Annotated in this window: 21 protein-coding genes; 3 read left to right on the forward strand and 18 right to left on the reverse strand. The window is 39.4% G+C overall.

Features of this window, described 5'->3' with window-relative positions; all coding sequences use genetic code 11:
* The first annotated feature begins 111 nt into the window (after positions 1-111).
* Positions 112-1437, forward strand: coding sequence for a nucleobase:cation symporter-2 family protein (locus MKX82_RS16910; RefSeq protein WP_396953781.1), 1326 nt, complete (start codon positions 112-114; stop codon positions 1435-1437).
* A gap of 37 nt (positions 1438-1474) precedes the next feature.
* On the opposite strand, the gene MKX82_RS16915 is transcribed toward MKX82_RS16910, so the two are convergent.
* A complete protein-coding gene (locus tag MKX82_RS16915) occupies positions 1475-2707 on the reverse strand; it encodes an NAD(P)-dependent malic enzyme (RefSeq protein WP_341078647.1) in 1233 nt (410 codons plus the stop codon).
* A 255-nt stretch (positions 2708-2962) separates the two neighbouring features.
* Positions 2963-3640, reverse strand: a complete 678-nt coding sequence (gene rpiA, locus MKX82_RS16920; RefSeq protein WP_237941910.1) for a ribose-5-phosphate isomerase RpiA — start codon at positions 3638-3640, stop codon at positions 2963-2965.
* Positions 3641-3819: 179 nt separating this feature from the next.
* Here rpiA and MKX82_RS16925 point away from each other — a divergent pair, with 179 nt between their 5' ends.
* A complete protein-coding gene (locus tag MKX82_RS16925; protein WP_341078652.1) occupies positions 3820-4035 on the forward strand; it encodes a hypothetical protein in 216 nt (71 codons plus the stop codon).
* Positions 4036-4059: 24 nt separating this feature from the next.
* Here MKX82_RS16925 and zupT read toward each other — a convergent pair whose 3' ends face one another.
* Positions 4060-4866: a zinc transporter ZupT gene (gene zupT, locus MKX82_RS16930; protein ID WP_285109776.1), complete on the reverse strand. Its 807-nt coding sequence runs from the start codon at positions 4864-4866 to the stop codon at positions 4060-4062.
* Between the two features lie 326 nt (positions 4867-5192).
* Between zupT and MKX82_RS16935 the strand changes: the two genes are divergently transcribed.
* Complete coding sequence (locus MKX82_RS16935) at positions 5193-7823, forward strand: EAL domain-containing protein (protein WP_341078654.1); 2631 nt, start codon at positions 5193-5195, stop codon at positions 7821-7823.
* Between the two features lie 42 nt (positions 7824-7865).
* Here MKX82_RS16935 and MKX82_RS16940 read toward each other — a convergent pair whose 3' ends face one another.
* The 15 genes from MKX82_RS16940 to MKX82_RS17010 all read right to left on the reverse strand — a co-directional run bounded on the left by MKX82_RS16940 (position 7866) and on the right by MKX82_RS17010 (position 20762).
* On the reverse strand, positions 7866-8939 hold the full coding sequence (locus tag MKX82_RS16940; protein WP_285109774.1) for a YhgE/Pip domain-containing protein: 1074 nt from the start codon (positions 8937-8939) through the stop codon (positions 7866-7868).
* A gap of 63 nt (positions 8940-9002) precedes the next feature.
* Complete coding sequence (locus MKX82_RS16945; RefSeq protein WP_237941913.1) at positions 9003-9434, reverse strand: MarR family winged helix-turn-helix transcriptional regulator; 432 nt, start codon at positions 9432-9434, stop codon at positions 9003-9005.
* Positions 9435-9826: 392 nt separating this feature from the next.
* Positions 9827-10549, reverse strand: a complete 723-nt coding sequence (locus tag MKX82_RS16950) for a DsbA family oxidoreductase (RefSeq protein WP_233318509.1) — start codon at positions 10547-10549, stop codon at positions 9827-9829.
* Positions 10550-10702: 153 nt separating this feature from the next.
* Positions 10703-10942 (reverse strand): phage holin, encoded by a 240-nt coding sequence (locus MKX82_RS16955; RefSeq protein ID WP_233318507.1) that lies wholly within the window; start codon positions 10940-10942, stop codon positions 10703-10705.
* Between the two features lie 314 nt (positions 10943-11256).
* The gene (locus MKX82_RS16960) at positions 11257-11457 is read right to left on the reverse strand and encodes a hypothetical protein (RefSeq protein WP_341078663.1); all 201 of its coding nucleotides are present in this window, start codon (positions 11455-11457) and stop codon (positions 11257-11259) included.
* 212 nt (positions 11458-11669) lie between these two features.
* The gene (gene cdiI, locus MKX82_RS16965; RefSeq protein ID WP_251644754.1) at positions 11670-12041 is read right to left on the reverse strand and encodes a ribonuclease toxin immunity protein CdiI; all 372 of its coding nucleotides are present in this window, start codon (positions 12039-12041) and stop codon (positions 11670-11672) included.
* 104 nt (positions 12042-12145) lie between these two features.
* The gene (gene cdiI, locus MKX82_RS16970; RefSeq protein ID WP_251644755.1) at positions 12146-12508 is read right to left on the reverse strand and encodes a ribonuclease toxin immunity protein CdiI; all 363 of its coding nucleotides are present in this window, start codon (positions 12506-12508) and stop codon (positions 12146-12148) included.
* Positions 12509-12615: 107 nt separating this feature from the next.
* Positions 12616-12987 (reverse strand): ribonuclease toxin immunity protein CdiI, encoded by a 372-nt coding sequence (gene cdiI, locus MKX82_RS16975; RefSeq protein ID WP_341078665.1) that lies wholly within the window; start codon positions 12985-12987, stop codon positions 12616-12618.
* 307 nt (positions 12988-13294) lie between these two features.
* Positions 13295-13477 carry a hypothetical protein gene (locus MKX82_RS16980; RefSeq protein WP_341078666.1) on the reverse strand — a complete coding sequence of 61 codons (183 nt, stop codon included), beginning with the start codon at positions 13475-13477 and terminating at the stop codon, positions 13295-13297.
* A 136-nt stretch (positions 13478-13613) separates the two neighbouring features.
* On the reverse strand, positions 13614-14807 hold the full coding sequence (locus MKX82_RS16985) for a PDZ domain-containing protein (RefSeq protein WP_341078669.1): 1194 nt from the start codon (positions 14805-14807) through the stop codon (positions 13614-13616).
* A 184-nt stretch (positions 14808-14991) separates the two neighbouring features.
* Complete coding sequence (gene tkt, locus MKX82_RS16990; protein WP_233318503.1) at positions 14992-17007, reverse strand: transketolase; 2016 nt, start codon at positions 17005-17007, stop codon at positions 14992-14994.
* A 27-nt stretch (positions 17008-17034) separates the two neighbouring features.
* Positions 17035-17901 carry a 6-phosphofructokinase gene (locus MKX82_RS16995; protein ID WP_341078674.1) on the reverse strand — a complete coding sequence of 289 codons (867 nt, stop codon included), beginning with the start codon at positions 17899-17901 and terminating at the stop codon, positions 17035-17037.
* 137 nt (positions 17902-18038) lie between these two features.
* A complete protein-coding gene (gene rpiB / locus MKX82_RS17000) occupies positions 18039-18482 on the reverse strand; it encodes a ribose 5-phosphate isomerase B (RefSeq protein ID WP_233318499.1) in 444 nt (147 codons plus the stop codon).
* 239 nt (positions 18483-18721) lie between these two features.
* Complete coding sequence (locus tag MKX82_RS17005; RefSeq protein WP_341078677.1) at positions 18722-19561, reverse strand: aldo/keto reductase; 840 nt, start codon at positions 19559-19561, stop codon at positions 18722-18724.
* A 1-nt stretch (position 19562) separates the two neighbouring features.
* Positions 19563-20762 carry an MFS transporter gene (locus tag MKX82_RS17010; protein WP_341078679.1) on the reverse strand — a complete coding sequence of 400 codons (1200 nt, stop codon included), beginning with the start codon at positions 20760-20762 and terminating at the stop codon, positions 19563-19565.
* Positions 20763-20937 lie beyond the last annotated feature (175 nt).

The following is a 20937-nucleotide window of genomic DNA, read 5'->3' on the forward strand; positions in this document are numbered from 1 at the left end:
ATATTTTGTACATTATAACCAATGACTTATTTTTACCCACTCTTTAATATGTTAATTAATATAACCTAACATGTTAGATTAATTAACATTAAGTATGAGAGAGTGATAATGATGACAAAAACAAAACTGAACAACGGGAAAATTTTTTCCTTAGGTCTTCAGCATGTGCTGGCGATGTATGCAGGAGCTATCCTCGTGCCATTATTAGTCGGGAGAGCCTTAGAGCTGACAGCAGAACAGCTTGCGTACTTAGTCGCAATTGATTTGCTTACATGCGGTATCGCCACACTATTACAAGCATGGAAAAACAAGTATTTAGGGATTGGACTCCCTGTAGTATTAGGGAGCTCCTTCGTTGCCGTCACGCCGATGATTTCTATCGGCACTAACTATGGCATTACTGCCATATATGGAGCCATTATCGTAACAGGTTTGTTCATCATCATTTGCGCACCGCTCTTCAGCAAAATTGCGAAGCTTTTCCCGCCTGTTGTCATCGGAACAGTCGTGACAATCATCGGGTTATCGCTAATACCATCAGGAATAAAAAACATGGGAGGCGGAGCTGCAAGTCCGGACTTCGGTTCTATCGAGAATCTCGCCTTATCCTTTAGTGTATTGCTTTTCATTCTTATTTTAAGCCGTTTTTCAAAAGGCTTTGTTCAGTCACTATCTGTATTAGCAGGTATTATCGTTGGAACAGCCGCAGCTGCCTTCATGGGAAAAGTCGACTTTTCTCCAGTTGCAGAAGCAAGCTGGTTCCGTTTGCCGAGTGTTTTCTATTTCGGGACACCTACATTTGAAATCGGTCCGATTTTAACGATGCTGGTGGTTGGAATTGTTATTGTCATTGAATCCACAGGCGTTTTCTTCGCCCTCAGCAAAATATGTGAAAAGCCGCTGTCTGACAAAGACTTGACTAGAGGGTATCGGGCAGAAGGTGTTGCCATCACACTCGGAGGGATTTTGAATGCCTTCCCATATAATACCTTTGCTCAAAACGTCGGCCTTGTACAGCTGTCCAAGGTAAAGACCAAAAATGTAGTAGTTGCAGCTGGCGGTATCCTAGTATTTCTTGGTTTGATTCCAAAAATAGCGGCATTTGCAACCGTCATTCCGACACCCGTTCTTGGCGGAGCAACAGTCGTGATGTTCGGAATGGTTGTTTCATCAGGTATCAAAATGCTCAGTACTGTTGACTTCAGCAAACAAGCAAATCTGCTAATAATGGCTTGCTCTGTTTCGATCGGTCTTGGCGCCACTGCTGTTCCTGACTTATTTGCCCAACTTCCTTCCTTCTTGCGCATCATCGTCAGTGACGGCATTATTTCCGGAAGTCTTGTTGCCATCCTTTTAAATCTGCTTTTCAGTATGAAACCGAAAAAAGAAAAAGCTCTCCAAGAAGCAAACCCTGTTCTGGAAGGCCAATCTTCCTAAACAAAAAGGCTGCAGCTCATGCTGCAGCCTTTCATTATTAATTGCCGATGCTTGTCAGCTCAGCAGTTCTGTTTAACACTTGCTGAGGATCAACTGTAATTCTTGCTACCTTTGTGTCCATCGCGGCACTAGCTACCGCTGCAGCTACTGCAGGGGCAACACGCGGATCGAATGGACTTGGGATAACATAATCTGGATTTAATTCGGACTCTTCAATCAAATCAGCAATTGCACCAACTGCAGCTCGCTTCATTTCCTCGTTAATATCTGTCGCACGCACATCTAATGCTCCACGGAAAATTCCCGGGAATGCTAGCACATTATTCACCTGGTTCGGGAAGTCAGATCTTCCAGTTCCGACAACGGCAGCTCCTGCAGACTTCGCCTCAGCTGGAGTAATTTCTGGAACCGGGTTTGCCATCGCGAAAATAATAGCATCCTTATTCATTGTTGAAACCATCTCACTTGTTAATGCACCAGCAACTGATACGCCAATGAATACATCTGCGCCTTTTATCACATCACTTAAAGAACCAGATTCTTTGTTTATATTTGTATAAGCAGCAACAGATTCCTTCACTGCATTCATCCCTTCAGGACGACCTGTGTAAATTGCCCCTTTTGTGTCACACATGATCATATTTGTAACCCCGTATGAGTAAAGCAGCTTTGTAATAGCAATCCCTGCAGCTCCTGCTCCATTTAAAACAATCTTAATATCTTTCCATTCCTTCTTAACAATTTTTAAGGCATTCAGCAGTCCGGCAACTGTGACAATTGCTGTTCCATGCTGGTCATCATGAAATACAGGAATGTCCAATTTCTGCTTAAGACGCTCTTCGATTTCGAAGCATTGTGGTGCTGCAATATCCTCCAGGTTGATTCCGCCAAAGCCGGCAGCCATTAACGAGACTGTCTCCACGACCTTATCTGGATCTGTAGTGTCTAGAGCAATCGGGAATGCATCCACTCCTGCAAAACTTTTAAAAAGAATAGCTTTCCCTTCCATTACAGGCAAAGAAGCAGCTGCTCCGATATTGCCCAAACCAAGAACTGCAGTGCCGTTTGTTACAACACCAACCATGTTTCCTTTCATTGTATAATCATAAACCGTCTCAGGCTGCTCATGGATTACCTTGCAAGGTTCTGCCACACCTGGTGAATATGCTAAACTCAAATCCTGTGCATTCTTCACCTCTACCTTTGCGTTCACTTCCAATTTACCTTGTTTTTCTTGATGCATTCTTAAAGCATCTTCTCGTAATGACATAGAATTCTCTCCCTTTCGCTTATCCATCAGAAGCCTTTCCCAAATAAATACGGAAGCACTTCTGACCATTTTTCCTTTTATAAATTATCCATGTAACGATGATATAACTTACAAAATGAAATGGAAACTTTAATAAAGTAAAAAAAACGGAGATATTGTGAGGATTTTATGAACATTCTTAGACAGCAGGAAAAAACCTCTAACAAAGTTAAAGGTTTTGGTTGGAAGCAGACATTTCTTACTTCGTATAATAGATTATTCCAGCTTGTCCAAAAGGATTGCCTGTTTATCCTCGCCGATTGTAATTACATGCTTGACCATATCGACAAACAGGCCGTTTTCAACAACACCTGTTATGTTATTCAATTCTTTTTCCAGCTGTTCCGGGTCTTTTATTTCACCGAATCGGCAATCAATGATATAGTTGCCGTTATCGGTAACATAAGGACTGTCCCCTTGCATTCTTAATGCGGTTTGACAGCCAAAGCTTTGAATATACCCTTCTGTTTTACTAGCTCCAAACGGAACTATTTCAACAGGAAGCGGAAATTCCCCTAAGCTTTGCACCACTTTTTTGGAATCAGCAACCACTACAAACTGTTTGGAAGCCTTTGCAATTATTTTCTCTCTCAGCAAAGCTCCGCCTCCGCCTTTAATCGCGTGAAAATAATGATTTATTTCGTCCGCTCCATCAATCGCTACATCAATCGTTTTTACCTCATCTAAAGACAGAAGCGGTATACCTTGCTCTTTGGCCAGTTTTTCTGTTTGGACAGAAGTCGCCACACCTGTAATCTTCAGCCCTTTTCGGACCATTTCGCCTATTTTTAAGATTGTATAGTAGACTGTTGAACCTGTACCTAAACCAACTACCATGCCATCTTTAACATAATCAACTGCCGCCTTTTCACCTACTGCTGCTTTTTCATTCATTGCTTTCACCCCGTTAATTGGTAAGAATGCTTGTCTCCATCGTAATACAAAAAAAGAGGAATTTCCATTAACTCCTCTTTTTTCATTAGATTATCAAACAAATATCGAATCTTCTGAAACATCCACAAGGGGTTTATCGTATAATCAATGATAAGACAATTTCTAGAAGGAGGTTCATAATGACAGGACTAGTCGCAGTAATCATGGTATTCGCCATTCCTATTATCGCCATTGTTACAGAACACTCAAAGGATAAACTCAAATTAAAACGAAAGATGATCCAAGATGAAATCACCCTTGAGAAGTTGAGGCATGAGAATTTTTTGCTGGAAACAGATAAAATGAAGCTTGAAGTTAAAAAAATGGAAATCGAAAATAAAAAGCTTTTAAAATAAGGTAGCACCTTGCTGCTATGAATCTTAAATAACTAGCAGCAAGCTGACTGCCATAACAGCCATACCCGTAACTAGACCGTAAATCGACAAGTGGCCTTCGTCATATTTCTTTGCGGCAGGCAATAATTCATCCAAAGATATGAAAACCATGATTCCTGCAACTGCTGCAAATATTAAACCAAACATAAGATCATTCAAAAATGGCATCAAAATCAAGAATGCCACGACAGCGCCGACCGGCTCTGCAAGACCAGATAAAAAGGATAATTTGAATGCCTTTTTTCTGTCTCCTGTTGCAAAATAGATTGGTACGGAAACGGCAATTCCCTCAGGAATATTGTGAATGGCTATTGCGATAGCGATGGCAACTCCAAGTGCTGGATCCTGCAAGGCAGCAGTAAATGTAGCAATACCTTCCGGAAAGTTATGAATTGCGATGGCAAGCGCTGTAAATGTCCCCATTTTCAACAGAGCTGCGTCTGTCGTTTTCTTAGGAGATGACAAATCTTCAACCTTCTTCAATTCATGTGGATTCCCCTGTTCTGGTACAAACTTATCAATTAATGCTATCAGTAAAATCCCTGCAAAAAAACCACCGACAGTGAGCCAATTCCCCTGCTGTTCCCCTAAATAACTGACGAGTGAATCCTTCGCTTTTACAAAAATCTCAATCATCGAAACATAAATCATTACACCTGCAGAAAATCCAAGCATCCATGACAGGAATTTAGTATTCGTTCTGGAAGTAAGTAATGCAAGCAAACTTCCGATACCTGTTGCAAGACCAGCTAATAAGGTTAACCCAAAAGCTAGCAGTAAATTATCCGGCATTGTCATTCCCCTTTATTGAAGTTTTTTAAGCATTCAGCTAATTGGCAATTTAACGTTTGTTTACTCCATTTAAAAAAGTTTCCCTTAGGAAAGATTTTAAATGTATATCAACAATACGTCAATTAATATATATGCATTTTTTAGGCAAATGTTCATATATTGCGCAAAAAGGACAGGTTTCTCTAAAAAAAACGCTTTTCCTAAAAGTAAGCCATGCACCTTTAGAAAATAGTACCAGCTAATTAATTTCCTTATTCTGTGGGAATAACCTATATTTTCGTTTATAATGAGACAAAATACCCAATTAATAGTCGTGAGGAAAAAGGATGAGCAAGTTGAAAGTTACATACAGAATCGGTATCGGAGTTTTTATTATTGTCAGCTATATATTAATCTATTATGGTGTTTTGCTGTTTGGAACAGACAGTCACATAACTGTGCTGAGCAGTAATATTTTATCGGCTGCAGGTGCGCTCATTTCCTCTGCTGTGTTGTTCTTTTCTTATCGAAAAAGCAGCACACCTGAAAAAATTCTTTGGTTTTGGCTTGCCAGCGGCACATTTACGTACTTTATCGCAGAGCTGATTTGGTTGTATCAGGAAAGTATTTTGCGTCAAACGGTTCCATTCCCAGATTACAGCGACATCTTCTACATGCTGCAGATTTTCTTTTATTTAACTGGTTTCCTCCGTTACTTCAGCATGCAAAGAACCTTGCTCCGCAGTGTTCAGCTAATTTTTGAATTAATGATTGTAATGATTGTTGCATTCTGTTTAAGCTACTACTTCCTTCTTGAACCTTTGCTGAAAACAGAAGGTTATACAGGAATTTTTCTGGCTACAGCAATCGGATACCCATTAGGTGATCTTGCCTTATTGATTGGAGCCTTATTAATCCTATTTTCCATTAAAGAGCTGCCACTCAGAACAAATTTAACGGTAATTTTAATAGGAATACTCGTGCAAATTGCCGCAGATACGGGCTATATGTATTTGCTGTTTGTCACTAAATACAATACGGGAAGCTATTTTGACCCTTTATTTATTTTATCTTTGCTGATTATCGCATTAGCGAGCATTGCTGCAAAAAGGACTCCAGCAGCAGCTATGACCAAAAGACGGAGATACGATTTTTTACAAATATTTATTCCATATTCTGCCCTCTTATTTTTTATATGTTTTATTATTATCGTCGATCATCATCATCCTGTTTTGGCAATTGGAGGCCTCTTATCCGTTTTCCTTATCATGGCAAGACAGATTATCATTTTGGCAAATTATAAAAGGCTGCTTAAAACTGCGAGCACAGACAATCAAAAATTCATGTCCTTGTTCAAGTTTCATCCAGATGCTGCAATGACACTTGATTTACAAGGCAATATTATTGAAATAAACAACGCTTTTGTCAGGATGGCTTATGAACCTATAGAATCCTTTTTAGGAGCTTCCTTTTTTCATATATTCAAAGAAAAAAGACAGGTTGTTGAGAAAAGCTTTCATATCGCTCTTCAAGGCCTGCATCAAAGCTTTGAAGTGGATTATCGGGATGATTTTGGCAAAAGATATTTTTATTATATAACCTTCATTCCAATGTATATAAACATGGAAGTTGCCGGCGTATTTGTCATCTCAAAAGATATTACAAACGCTATTGCAAGCAATGAACGAATCCAGTTTTTAGCTTATCATGATTCACTGACCGGATTAGCAAACAGAGCTTATTTTGAAGAGTCGCTGCGAAAAGGGATTAAATCAACAAAATCAGGCTTAATGGCTGTTATTTTCATTGATTTCGACCGTTTTAAAGTGATTAATGACTCGTTAGGGCATGATGCTGGTGATGAATTGCTTGTATCAATCTCAACAAGGCTGAACTCTGTCATCCACCCTGGTGACATACTCGCCAGATTGGGCGGTGATGAATTTACGATTTTGTTAAAAAACCGTAGGACAGAGGACGAAATCATAGAGCTGCTTGAACAAATGATGAAAGCATTAACACCCGCTTACTTCATTAAGGAAAATTATGTTGTTACAACTCCAAGCATGGGCATTTCTTTATCAGAAGGAACTGAAAAAAGCGCTGTCACCATGATGAAACAAGCAGATATTGCGATGTATTACTCAAAAAAAAATGGAAAAAATCAATATAATTTCTATAAGCCCGGTATGGAGGGTGTGTCTGAAAATCACTTAAGACTAGAACAGGATTTGCATCACGCTATTCAAAATGATGAGTTCGTCCTTTATTATCAGCCGCAAGTGGATACTCAGGAAGATCTTATATACGGTGCAGAGGCGTTAATCAGATGGGAGCATCCTAAATTAGGATTGCTGACACCATTTCATTTTATTGATCTTGCAGAAGAAACGAACTTAATCATTCCGATTGGAGAATGGATTATAAAAGAAGCGTGCAGACAAGGCAGAGTTTGGCATGACAGCGGGAATTTAATTCAAGTATCGATTAATATTTCACCGAAACAATTTCAATCAAGTGACCTTGTTGATTTCATTGCTGCTTCAGTAGCTGAATCAGGCTTTGATCCAAACTACTTAATTATCGAAATTACAGAAGCGATCGCCATGAACCAAATTGAAAAAACAGTGGCCACCATGCACAGGCTGAAAGAATTGGGTGTCCGAATTTCAATAGATGATTTCGGCACAGGTCATTCCTCCTTGTCCTATTTAACGGAGCTGCCGATTGATGCCCTGAAAATCCCGAGAGAATTTGTTCAAAATCTTGGGACAGAAACGAATAACGCCATCGTCCATACCATTATCACTTTAGCTAATAACCTGAATCTCAACCTTGTAGCAGAAGGTGTCGAACTGAAGGAACAGCTTCATTTGCTGCAAGAAATGGGTTGCTACAGCATTCAAGGTTTCTTATTCTCCAAGCCTGTTAAAGCACAGGAGGTATTAAGGCTAACTGAAAGTCGACAGCTATACTAAAAAAGGAAAATCCATCGAAAATGATGGATTTTCCTTTTTTTTTTAATGAGCTAATTGCTTTGCAGATACTGCAGGATTAACTGCTTTTTCTTTTTGTGCTGCCAGTCTGATAACCGTGATAGCAAATGTCACAATCAGTATAAGCACAAGGTTCACTGCGAATGATGATACTGAATCTCCTGTATAAATCAACTTCGTGAATCCTTGCACCCCATTAGAAGCAGGCAAGAAGGCACCGAAATGCTGGTAAAACGGTGCAAGCATATTTGCTGGAATAATATTGCCTGCTGTCATTAACTGCAATGGAACCATCGCTACATTAAAGAGCGGTCCTGCATTGCCAAATAAGCTGAAACTCATTTGTGTGAAGCTGATGCATGCTGCTGCTGTTAACACATGGAACAGCCATAACTTCCAGTATGGCGCAGCCACATCTTGAAAGCTGACCGCAAGGCTGACAATGATTGTCGGAACAACGAGCGCTACGATGACCAGCAACAGCTGCCTGCTCCAGAAAATTTGCCATTTTGAGTTATGTTTTTTCATGATTTGAGAAACAAGATTAAATTGGATATTCATCGTCATTACAGCTATATAGGTGATAAAGCCAAAAATCATCGGAAGCATAGATGCTGCGAAATTATGAACCTCGTTTGTTTTCACAATATCTGCTTTAACACCGCTATGAACACCTATATTTGCACTGATTTCGGATGCTGCTTTTTCCATCATAGACACAGCTACTTGAGAGTTTGCCTCATTAACATAGAAAGTCAGTTCCCCATTGCCACTGCCCATTTCCTCTGCGAATTTGGCAGGAATAACGATAAGCATTGCATAATTGCCTTTATCAAGCTGCTCCTTCGCTTTTTCAAATCCCGAATTGGTCACAATATGGAAAGGGCTGCTTTTGGCAATTTGTTCTTCTAACGCTTTGCTTGCCGCTCCATCTTCGTTAACAATGCCAACATTAAGCTCATCCAGTCTTTCTGTTGCATGATTATATCCAGTCATCCAGACGATCATAAAGAACACAGGCACAAAAATAGCAAATACTAAACCAATTTTTGTCTGTGGAATTTTCATCATATTTTTAAAACCTTGTAAAATCTTCATTCCTACTCCCCTTTACTACTGTTCACAAAAAAAGTTGCACATGCATGTATATTCTTAAAAAAATTACGAAAGATTATCATACATTTTATTTAATATGTGGATGAAGCTCTCAACTTCCGATTCCTTAAGACCTTTATATGTCTGGTTTTCAAGCTGCTCGAGCTCTGGCCATATTTGCGCATGCAAATCGAGACCCTTTCTTGTGATATTTAACCGGACCGCTCTCCTGTCAGACGGATCTGCAGAACGACTTACAAGCTCTTTTTTTATAAGCTTATCCAGAATCTTACCAACTGTTGTCTGGTCTCTTTCTGTCAGCTCTGCCAGCCGCTTTTGGGAAACTCCCTCCGTCTTGCTTAATTCGCTCAGCACAGAAAACTGTTCTGGTGTCAGTCCAAAGCTGCTCATCTGACGGGTAGCTGCTCTTTTAAAAGCTAAATAAGTCCTCGAAAGTATCAAGCCTAACTCTTTATTATCCATATACTTATCTGACATATCGGTATCCTTTCCACAAAAAATAGTTGCACTACTTATAATTGCACATGCATGTAATTTTAAATTAGAAGATGCTTACATGTCAATTACTTTTTTATGTAAACACAATTTAAACACTATAAAAGAAACAAAACTGGCTGTTCTTTGGTGAGTATATTCTTCCAAGTCTTTATAGTAATTAATCGGATTTATCAATAACCTTTAGGGCTTTTTAGGGCGAGGCATATTAGGCTCTTGAAAACTATCGGTTATCTAAAAAATAATGGTTTGAGTCCCAGAAATTCAGACTTCAAGCCACACTGTTATCTTTTACAAGCAAAGTGCATCCTTCAATAAAAAACAACGAAGGGAGCAAATATTGCTCCCTTCGTTGTTAGATAACTTTAGGTCTATTATTTTTCAGGAATTTCACAGTTATCATCTGTGCAAGCTGCTCCTGCATTTCCTCCTGAAAGGTCTTGCAGTTTAGGTGCGTTTCCTTCTTCTTCCCAAACTTGCTGAAGAGCACGTTTGAATGTTTCAGTCGGCTGTGCGCCTGAGATAGAATACTTTTGATTAATAACAAAAAACGGAACTCCAGTCACTCCCATTTGCTGTGCTAAAGCTTCATCAATTCTGACATCATTTGCATATTTTGTAGAGTCATTTAAAACAGCTAAAGTTTCTGCTTTTTCTATACCTGCAGATTGAGCAATTTCTACTAATACGTCATGGTCGCTTATCAGCTTTGATTCTGTAAAGTAAGAAGCTAACAGCTTTTCTGTCATTTCCTTTTCTTTGCCGACAGTTGCCGCAAACTTCGCCAGGCGATGAGCGTCAAATGTATTTGTTGGCTTCATATCATCAAAGTTAAATTGCAAACCGACACCAGCAGCCTGGCTGCCAATTCCTTCATTTGCTCGTTTTGCTTCCTCAATGCTCATGCCGTATTTTTTTGCCAGCGCTTCATTGATTCCTGTGCCGGAGTAAGGTTTTGCATTTGGGTCTAATTCAAAGCTTTTGAACTCAACCTCTACTTGATCTTTACCAGGAAACTGAGCAATAGCTTCCTCTAAACGGCGCTTGCCTATATAACAAAATGGACATACAAAATCTGACCATACCTCTATTTTCATTGTTTTGACCTCTTTTCATCGAGTACTTTGGAATTCCTTCCTAGTCTTTCTGTTCTATTATAAAATAATCACTTTAAATAAAAAATTAATACGCTCAAAAGAAGTCAAAACTCAATTAAACAGAAGAAGAGCACCATCACGGTGCTCTATCCTTTATTTCGCGTTCGTAAGATTACTTGCCTTCAAAACTTCCTTCTGCATTTTCCCTTTTGCAGTTACATAGTTATTCTTAAACCAAGCAATTGCAGCTGCTATAACTGTAAATGCGTTAGTCAGGTAGTTTGTCCAATCCTCACTTGTCCCAGGAATTTCGTATAAACCAAAGGAAACTAGGACTTGGTTGACCAATGCGATTGCCAACACTAATGTACGAATGAGTGTACCTCTGTCCATTACCATTCACTCCTTGTTATTAATTTTGCCATTCACCTTATAATATGTTAGCTTGTACTATTCTGGTACCGGCATTTGTATTAGGAGAAATGAGGCTTTTCCGCAAAAAAAAGATCCCTGCTATTTACAGGAATCTTTTTTACCTATGTTTATTGTAAAACACAAAATGTTCCCGGAATATTTTTAAACCTATACCTAGTCCAATAATGTTACTCATCTAGTCAATATATTCCGTTAATTGCTTCCCATATTACATATTTTCACAAATAAAATCCTATAAAAAAGAGCATCATTAGCTCATTTTTTTATAGGGTTTATTTTATTTTTAATCGTTCTCTTTTTAACCTGTTTTCTTCATCTTGGAGTGCACTTAAAAGATGAAATTGATCATGCATAAAAGGATTAGTTGCAAATCTTCTCGCTGAAACTTTAACACGGTTATAAGCTAAATTTAAATCAATCTCATCAATTGAATCTTTTCCAGATTTTAATGCAAAAGCTGTCGCTTCTACCAATATCTTTTTAATTAGCCCCCTTTAATTAGGGAATACTAGCAATATTATTTTTATTTGTCCAAAAAACATTTCATTTTTTGGTGGTTTCTAACATAACTTTGCAACAAAAAAACTCGTTTAACCAAACGAGTATTAAATATATTTAAGCAGTTTTTTAGAAATGATATTTAAGAAAAATTAAGATATTAATAATTTAAAAAACTCACTCAAGTTCATCCTTTTATTTTAAATTTCTCTTTGATCATCTGAAGGTACTCGGTTACCCATTCCCTATCTTTTGGACGTTTTTGCAGATACTCCTCACAATCTTCTAATAAGTAACGATAAAATGTCTCATAATCTAATGTAATTTCTATATCTTTTTCTACAGCAGGATAATCGAGGTAATATCTCACTCCCTCTGTCCCGAAATAATCTTCTTCCCAATCTTCATAAATACTAGCAAATACATACCAAGCGTATTCATCTCCATAACCCCACTCTATGGAATAGTGATGTAAAATATTTAAGAACCTACCGTCTCCCATAAGAAAATAATAATACTTAATTAGTTTCTTTTCTTCCATTTCTGTTAGTTCCGACATTTTAACTCTCTCCTTTTCTATTCTCCGTTAGAGTGTCCCCTATGGTTAAGTACTTCTTACATACCTGCAATCGGATAAAAACTCGAAGGATATTCCCTCCGAGTTTATTCTTGTATGTTGTATTTTTCTTTTATCTTTTCAAGGTAGTCATTTACCTCTTTTGAATCATTAGGGTGTCTTCGCATATACAGTTCACAATCTTCTAATAAAAATTGGTAAAACGTTTGGTAATCTAATATTACTTCAGCATCTTCGTCTACAACTGGATTGTCGATGTAATAAGCGATACCTTCTTCTCCGAAATAATCTTCTTCCCACTCTTCATAATAGTTCGCAAAAACAAATCGTGCATATTCATCTCCATATCCTTGACCTTCAGAGTATGCTCTTAGTGTCCTCAGGAATTTAGCATCACCCATATGTATATAAAAAAGGTTAACTAGCTTTCTATATTCTTGAGTATTCATTAGTACACCTTCAACCTTATTTATTGGTGAATAGGACAAGACGTAAAGGGATCTTCTGAATATTTATGAAAAACGTGTATAAATACTCGGAGGAACCCCCTACGAGTCTAGTCTTCGATATTAAATTTTCCTTTAATTTTTTGGAGATATTCCTGTACTTTCTCTCTGTCCTCAGGGCGTTTCTGAAGATAATCTTCGCAGTCATCTTTTAGATACTGATAAAAAGTTTGGTAATCTAGTATTATTTCCGTGTCTTCATCTACAGCTGGAGCATCGATATAGTAGGCTATACCTTCTTCACCGAAATAATCTTCTTCCCAATCTTCGTAATAACTCGCAAAAACATATTGTGCGTATTCGTCTCCGTATCCCCATCCCTTAGAATACTGTTCTAATATGGTCAAAAATCGGCCAATCCCCATATGTGCATAAAAAAATCTGATGAGTTTCCTTTGTTCCTCTTTTGTTAATTCAGTCATAATCAATAACACCTCATTCTTTATTCAATAGATGGGAAAAAGTTCTTAATATTGCCTGTCTCTTTGTCTATGTAACCAACAAACTTGATAGCAAACTAGCTCCCATTCTTTTTTAAAGAATGTCTTTTCTTCCAGACACTTTGGACAATATTTTTTTCTACCTTGCTGTGTAAGCCCCTTTTTTTAAAATAATTTAATATTATCGAAACATCAGTTTGAGTAATACTACCTAAAATTTCTCGATGATATGTTAAATTAAGTAAAATCTCTTCACTGACCCCAGTTAGCCTTGAAAGTATACCAAAACTTAAGTCATTAATCTCTTATTTACATTTCCGATATTTTTATTTTTATTTAAACCAGCATATCCATACAGATAAGATGTTCCATCATAGAGGTTCTTTTCACTCAATCGTGACAGAAAGCTATCAAAACTTTCTCCATTATATGGGTTACAAAAAACTATTAGTTCTTGTGGTTCTTTGTTCATATAATAATCAACCCTTAAAAAAATATAACCGCTTATATAAATTACTAAGCGGTTATACCTCAATATTCTCTATTATTTACTTATTTTATTCCGGTTATTTTTCACGCAATTCCGTTGAAATTTTGGGTTTAACACTTTATACTGCTTGATTGCCTTTCGCCTTTTCATCCTGAATCATCAGAATGCCAAGCTTATGATAATCTCCTTCGTACAATGCCCTCTGAGTAAAACGAACCTCATGGTTTGTATCGAGAACTTCCATTTTGCAATGAGCTGAGTTTTTTTGCAGTGCAGTGTAAAGCTGAATTTCGTCCTGCACTGGAATGCTGTTTACTTTTGTGATAATTTCACCGATTTTAAGACCCATCTTATCTGCTGGAGAGTCAGGAACAACACCTAAAATCATGATGCCATTATTTTTTTTCGTGAAATAAAAGCCTTTATTTTTTTCCTTCGCTTTTTGACCTGCCGTAATCCATTCACGGCCGATAATAGCCACAATAACACTACCTATAGCCGCAAGAGGGAAATAATAAGCAGCTGCCGCACTTATTGCAATAAACAGGCCGAGCCAGAACACCCTTTTGCCGACTGCTCGCACTGCAACTGTAGGATGTACTGCTTGTACAGCTTGTCTGAATCCTAGCAAAAACGGCACAAGGATGATGGAGTATGTTTGATCACCAACAGTAAAGACCGGCCATCCTTCAATAGGAATAGACAGCACTCCTTCCGGGAGAAACAGAAACAATGGCACAAGCCAAGCTCTTTCTGACAAATGGATGCCGATTGCTTGTCCCCTGCTGCTTTTTGTCAGGCGAGGTGATGTTCCTTTGCTGCCATTCTTCTGAATCAGCAAGCCCTCTGCTGCAAGCAGCAAGCCTAACACCGCAACAGCAGTTGGAAAGATATATGTATCTCCGCCAATTACGCTCTCAGAAAAGAGGAAGAAATCCCATCCCATATACAGAGAAGCGATGCTTGCCAATATTCCAAGACCAACAGTATACACGGAAGAAAGCAAACGTGTCTTCCAAATTAAGCTTAGAAGCAGAGTGAAGATGCCTGTATAGATAACCATTTCCATCGGCACTACGAGAACTAATCCAATCGATATTATCGATAGGCACAATCCTATAATGACGCCAACAGGCAGAAGCTGTTTCAGCTCAAAATAAGCATTCAATGCCCTGATGGTGAAATCCTTTCGCTCCTTCGTCACCCTTGAGACACCTAAATAGGCTGCTAACAAAAAGGAAAGATAAAACAAAGGATGAAGAAATAGTTTTCCAAACCCCTTTAATAATTCAATTAGCCAATCTTGCCACATGAAGAGTCCCACCTTTTTTTAAAACTAGTTGAAATTACTATATGCACAAGAACGTGATATTCCTCATAATATAAATCTATTATATTCTACTAGCAAACTAATAGAAAGCCCAGGAGAGATAATTTCATATAAGAATAATCAAAACCAATAAATAAAGCCTGCCAGAAACGGCAGGCTTCTATTGTTATTTCGCAGCTTCTATAGCTGCTTTCATTTTCGCCTTCACATTCTCTACTGTGAAGCCGTATTCTTGGAAAAGCTTATCAGCTGGAGCAGATGCACCGAAATGATCGATTGTAATATGCTCTCCTTTAGCACCGATATACTCTCTCCATCCTAATGAAGCACCTGCTTCGATTGCTACACGAGCTTGAATGCTGTCTGGAAGCACGCTGTCTTTATAGCTTTGAGACTGCTTTTCGAACAAGTCCCAGCTTGGCATGCTGACAACACCTACAGAAATTCCGTCTGCTTCAAGTTCTGCTTGTGCTTGAATGGCTAGAGACACTTCAGATCCGCTCGCAAGCAGCAAACCTTGCGTCTCCCCTTTTGCGGCAGAAACGGTATAAGCTCCTTTACTTACGCCATTAAATGCCTCAGCCTTAGTTAAATCCAATGTAGGCAAGTTTTGGCGAGTCAGCACTAATGCAGTTGGAGTATCCTTGCTTTCCAAGGCAATTTGCCATGCGGCTGCTGTTTCCTTAGCATCAGCAGGACGAATGACAGACAGACCTGGCATTGCACGCAAGGAAGCAAGCTGCTCAACCGGCTCATGCGTTGGTCCGTCTTCACCGACAGCAATACTGTCATGTGTGAAAACATATGTGACAGGAAGCTTCATTAATGCTGCAAGACGGATAGCAGGACGCAGATAGTCAGAGAAAACAAAGAATGTCGCTCCAAACACCTTCACACCGCCATGCAATGCCATACCATTAATAGCTGCACCCATCGCAAATTCACGTACGCCAAACCAAATATTTTTAGCTGCATAGCCATCCAGACCAAAGTTCTTTTCATGACCGATCAGCGTTTTATTAGAGCCTGCCAAGTCAGCTGAACCGCCGATGAATGCTGGAATTGCTTTTGCCGCTGCTTGAATGCTCTTTCCAGAAGAATCTCTTGTTGCCATTGCGCTTCCAGCTTCGAAATCAGGCAAGCTTTCTTGAAGATTCGCTGGCACTTCCCCTTTAATTGCTGTTTCCAGCTGAGTTGCAAGCTCCGGATATTCCGCTTTATAAGCTTCATACATTTTATTCCACTCATTTTCCTTTGTCTGACCTTCAGCAGCTAAACCTGCATAGTGCTCAGCAACCTCAGTAGGCACATGGAATGCTTCTTCATATTCCCAGCTGTAAGCTTGCTTTGCAAGCAATGTTTCGTCAGCTCCAAGCGGTGCACCGTGGGAAGCTGATTTACCGCCTTTATTCGGCGAACCGTAGCCAATAACTGTCTTAACTTCAATCAATGTCGGCACATCTGATTTCTTCGCTTGTGCAATAGCTGCTTGAATTGCCGCGATATCATTGCCATCCTCAACACGAAGAACCTCCCAGCCATATGCTTCAAAACGCTTTTGCACACTTTCTGAGAAGGAAAGATGAAGATCACCGTCAAGAGAAATATCATTGGAATCATATAGAACAACCAATCTTCCAAGCTTTAGATGTGCTGCAAGGGATGCTGCTTCTGCTGAAACCCCCTCCATTAAATCACCGTCGCCGCAGATGCTGTATGTATAATGATCAACAACTTGATAGTCGCCTTTATTGTATGTCTCAGCAAGATGTCTTTCTGCCATTGCCATACCTACTGCCATCGCAATCCCTTGTCCAAGCGGACCTGTTGTTGCTTCCACTCCAGGAGTGTGGCCGAATTCTGGATGTCCAGGTGTTTTGCTTCCCCATTGACGGAAGTTCTTCAAGTCGTCGATGCTCACTCCGTAGTTGAACAGGTGAAGCAGGCTGTATAACAGCATAGAGCCATGTCCTGCAGATAAGACGAAGCGGTCACGGTTAAACCATTCAGGATTGGCAGGGTTATGATTCATTTCCTTTGCCCAAAGCGCATACGCCATCGGTGCTGCACCCATCGGCATTCCTGGGTGGCCAGAGTTGGATTTCTCGATGGCATCAATGGAAAGTGTTCTAATAGTATTGACCGCCATTTGTTCAATATTTGTCTTCGTCAATTCGCTCATCTATACCAGTCCTTTATCAGGTTTTTATTATTTCTTTATAAATGCAATTTCGTCCGTTTGTACAGCCAATTGGCCTGTTTCTTGCTTTTGCTCTAACCAAGAAAGAATCCCGCCTGTCAGTCTGTTAGCTAAAATTCGGTCAGCTGCTGTCGGGTTTGTCCCCATACAAAGTGCCTCATCGATTTCCGTATATTTAAAATCTACTTTCAGATGGTCAACAACTTGTTCTATTGCTGAAGCATGTGCAGCAGCACTATATACAAGGACAGAAGAAGTGTTCCATTCTGTAAAGCTTGCTTCGATGCGTTCCTTTAGTGCGTCCATTTCATCTGCTTCAAATTCAGGAGCAAAGAAATGCCCGTCTCCTGCACTCGAAATGTCCTCCAGCATTTTAATGGAGGGGCTTCCATCTATAGAAAAACCGAATAACCGCGGATTGTCATATTTCAAGGAGTTAATTGTATCCTTCACTCTAAGAATATTATCGACGATGCTGTTCACCGCTGTATCATAACCAAGCGTGGTTTCAGAACCTTCTATATCATTAAAAATTGACACCGGAACAAATAAAGAGCGTACGGAAGAATGGTCAGCCAAATAGCTTGTCCATTTTTCTTTCGCCTCTGCATTTCCAATGACAACAGCAGTATCTACTGCAGAAAAAATTTCTTCCCATTTATCATCTTCAGGATATGCAGACATCATAAGCATTGAATCGCTCAAGTAAGGAGAGTCGCTGTTTATGTTAAGCTCCTTATATCTTGCTGTTCCCGTTCCCTTTTCTATCTCCATTCCAACCAATTCGTGCTTAGGAGTTAAATGAAGCTGCAACTTATACACTATTTGTTTGACCCCTGCAGGCAAACTCCCAAAGACAATTACTCCAACTTTCAAAGCATTTTACCCCCTAATTAATTGCATGCGTTTTTAATTTCATATAATGGTATTATATAGGATTATGAGAGCAATGGAAAAAAACTTGTCTTTTTAGGGGATTTTTTCTGGCAGATTTTTCAGAGTTATCCCTTAAATTATAGCCCTGCCTCCAGTTCACCGATAGCATTGACCCTTTGGGCATGCCTGCCTCCTAAAAACTCAGCATTCAGCCATGTTTCTACTATCGTCAACGCTAATCCTTCACCGGTTACACGCTCGCCAAGACAGAGAACATTGCTGTCATTATGCTCTCTTGTCGCTTTTGCTGTGAATACATCTCCTACTGCAGCAGCACGAATACCTTTGATTTTATTAGCGGCAATGCTCATCCCAATTCCTGTACCGCAACAGAGAATTCCTAAATCAACTTCTTTACAATTAATAGCATCTCCTACTGTTTTCGCATAACCAGGAAAATCAACACTATCTGTGCTCGTGCAGCCAAAATCGAGAACTGTCATACCACTACCCTCCAAGTAGGCCTTAACAGCCTCCTTTAAATGAAAGCCGCCATGGTCGCTTGCGATCGCCAGCTTCATTCACCTATCCCCTTTCCAACTGATTATCTTTTTCTATGGTAAACTTGATGACACGTACATTCTACCATATATTCGTACGTACATGTATAGGTAAATTGATGAATTAACTTAAAAGTTATCCTTACAACCTTGTTGGTACGTACATGATAAGAATAGATGGTGATATTAAATTTAAAGCCTTTTACCACTAGCTAATCAATAAAGGCCTGCTCCCATAGTGGAAGCAGACCTTTTTCGTATTAAAAATCAAAATTATCTGGATCTGGACCTACACGCAGATTTTCGTTCAATTCAGTGATTTTCTCCATTTCTTTATCAGTCAATATGAAGTCAAACACATCAGCATTTTCAATAATTCGATGCTCTTTAATAGATTTAGGGATTGTGATAATCCCATTTTGCAAGTCCCAACGGATGATAACTTGTGCTACAGATTTATTGTACTTTGCCCCAATGCTTTTTAACAGCTCATGATCCAGGAGCTGACCTTGCATTAATGGCGACCATGCTTCCACTTGGATACCGTGACTTTGGCAGAAGGCTCTTACTTCTGTTTGTGTAAGTTTTGGATGCAACTCGACTTGATTGATCATCGGCATTATTTCTGCGTCCTTCATTAAATCTTCAAGATGGTGAACCTGAAAGTTGCTGACACCGATTGCCTTAACTTTTTTATTCTTATAAAGAGTTTCTAGCGCTCTCCATGCTTCCTTGTACTTTCCAGCCTTTGGCCAATGAATTAAATATAAATCCAAGTAATCAAGACCTAACTTCTCTAAGCTAGCCTCAAATGCGGCCAATGTTTTTTCATAACCAAGGTCATCATTCCAGACTTTCGATGTAATGAAGAGATCTTCCCGGCTAATTCCAGCAAGCTCGATTCCCTCCTTGATTCCTTGGCCGACACCTGCTTCATTTTGGTAAATAGCTGCCGTATCAATGCTGCGGTACCCGTTTTTAATCGCGGCACGAACAGATTCTACAACGGTTGCTCCATCCTCAACTTGAAATACTCCTAATCCGAGCCATGGCATTTTTACTCCATTTGCTAATGCGACTGTATCTTGTAAATGTTTCATATTATTTACCCCATTCCTTTTTATTTGCTTTTTTCTCTAACACTAAGCTCCAGCCAGTCAGCAGTACTGCGGCTGCTACCATTATTCCGCCGACCCAAGCTGTATGAATTAAACCTAATGAGTTAGTAACAACTCCACCTAAATAAGAACCAATCGCGATACCTGCATTGAAGGCAGCGATATTAACAGCAGAGGCGACATCAACTGCTCCAGGCACATACCGCTCTGCAAGCATCACAACATAAACTTGCAGTCCAGGCACATTCATAAACGCCAACAGACCCATTAATATAATCATCGCAAGGCCTGCACCTTTATACGGCAAGGCAAAGATAAGCAAAAATAGGATGATAGCTTGTGCTATAAACATGTAAAACAGAGCTGTGAGCGGCTTTTTATTAGAAAGCCTGCCTCCAATCATATTCCCTGCTGCGATGGCCATTCCATATAAAAGCAGGATGCCTGCAACTGTGCTTTCCTTGAAACCAGTGATTTCATGAAGAAGCGGTGAAAGATACGTAAAGACAACAAATGTCCCCCCATAGCCTAATGCTGTGATAATGAACAAAAGCAGCAATCTGCTCTTAGTCACTAACGAAAGCTGATCTTTAAACGTAGAAGGCTTGGCCTTAGAAAGATTCTTCGGGACAAGAATGCTATTGGCAATAAATGCGATAATACCAACAAGCACTATTGCAACAAATGCTAATCGCCAGCCGAATTGCTGGCCGATAAATGTTCCAATTGGCACACCAGTTATGGTTGCTACTGTAAGTCCTGTGAACATAATTGAAATAGCACTTGCTCTTTTATCCTTGCTGACAAGGTCTGCTGCAATCGTTGAGCCGATTGACATGAAGATACCATGTGATAATGCAGAGATTATTCTTGCTATTAACAAGACAGTAAGGCTGCTCGCTGCTGCAGCAATGCTGTTACCAATAATAAATACGATCATAATCCATAATAATAATGTTTTTCTGGAAACTCTTGAGGTGATGGACGTCAAAACTGGCGCACCGATTGTAACACCAAGAGCGTAAATGGATACTGTCAATCCTGCTGCAGTAATGCTGACATTCAAGTCTGCTGAAATTAAAGGCAGAAGACCGACACTAATAAATTCTGTTGTACCAATTGCGAAAGCACTGACTGCCAATGCAAGCAAGGCATACACGCTTCCATTCTTACGATTACTCATATGTCCTCCTTCTTGATGCTTGATATATAATGATCCACTAGTGGAATGAATTTTTATCAGCTTGCTTTTCGGCCGGCAAATGTTATTATGAATCATATAGATATCTTTGAAAAGTACGTACTTTTTTGTGATATAGGCACCGCAAAGTACTATAGGTACTTTTTAGTGCCTATAA

The sequence above is a fragment of the Niallia sp. FSL R7-0271 genome, assembly GCF_038005785.1.
In the GTDB taxonomy this organism is placed as follows: domain Bacteria; phylum Bacillota; class Bacilli; order Bacillales; family Cytobacillaceae; genus Niallia.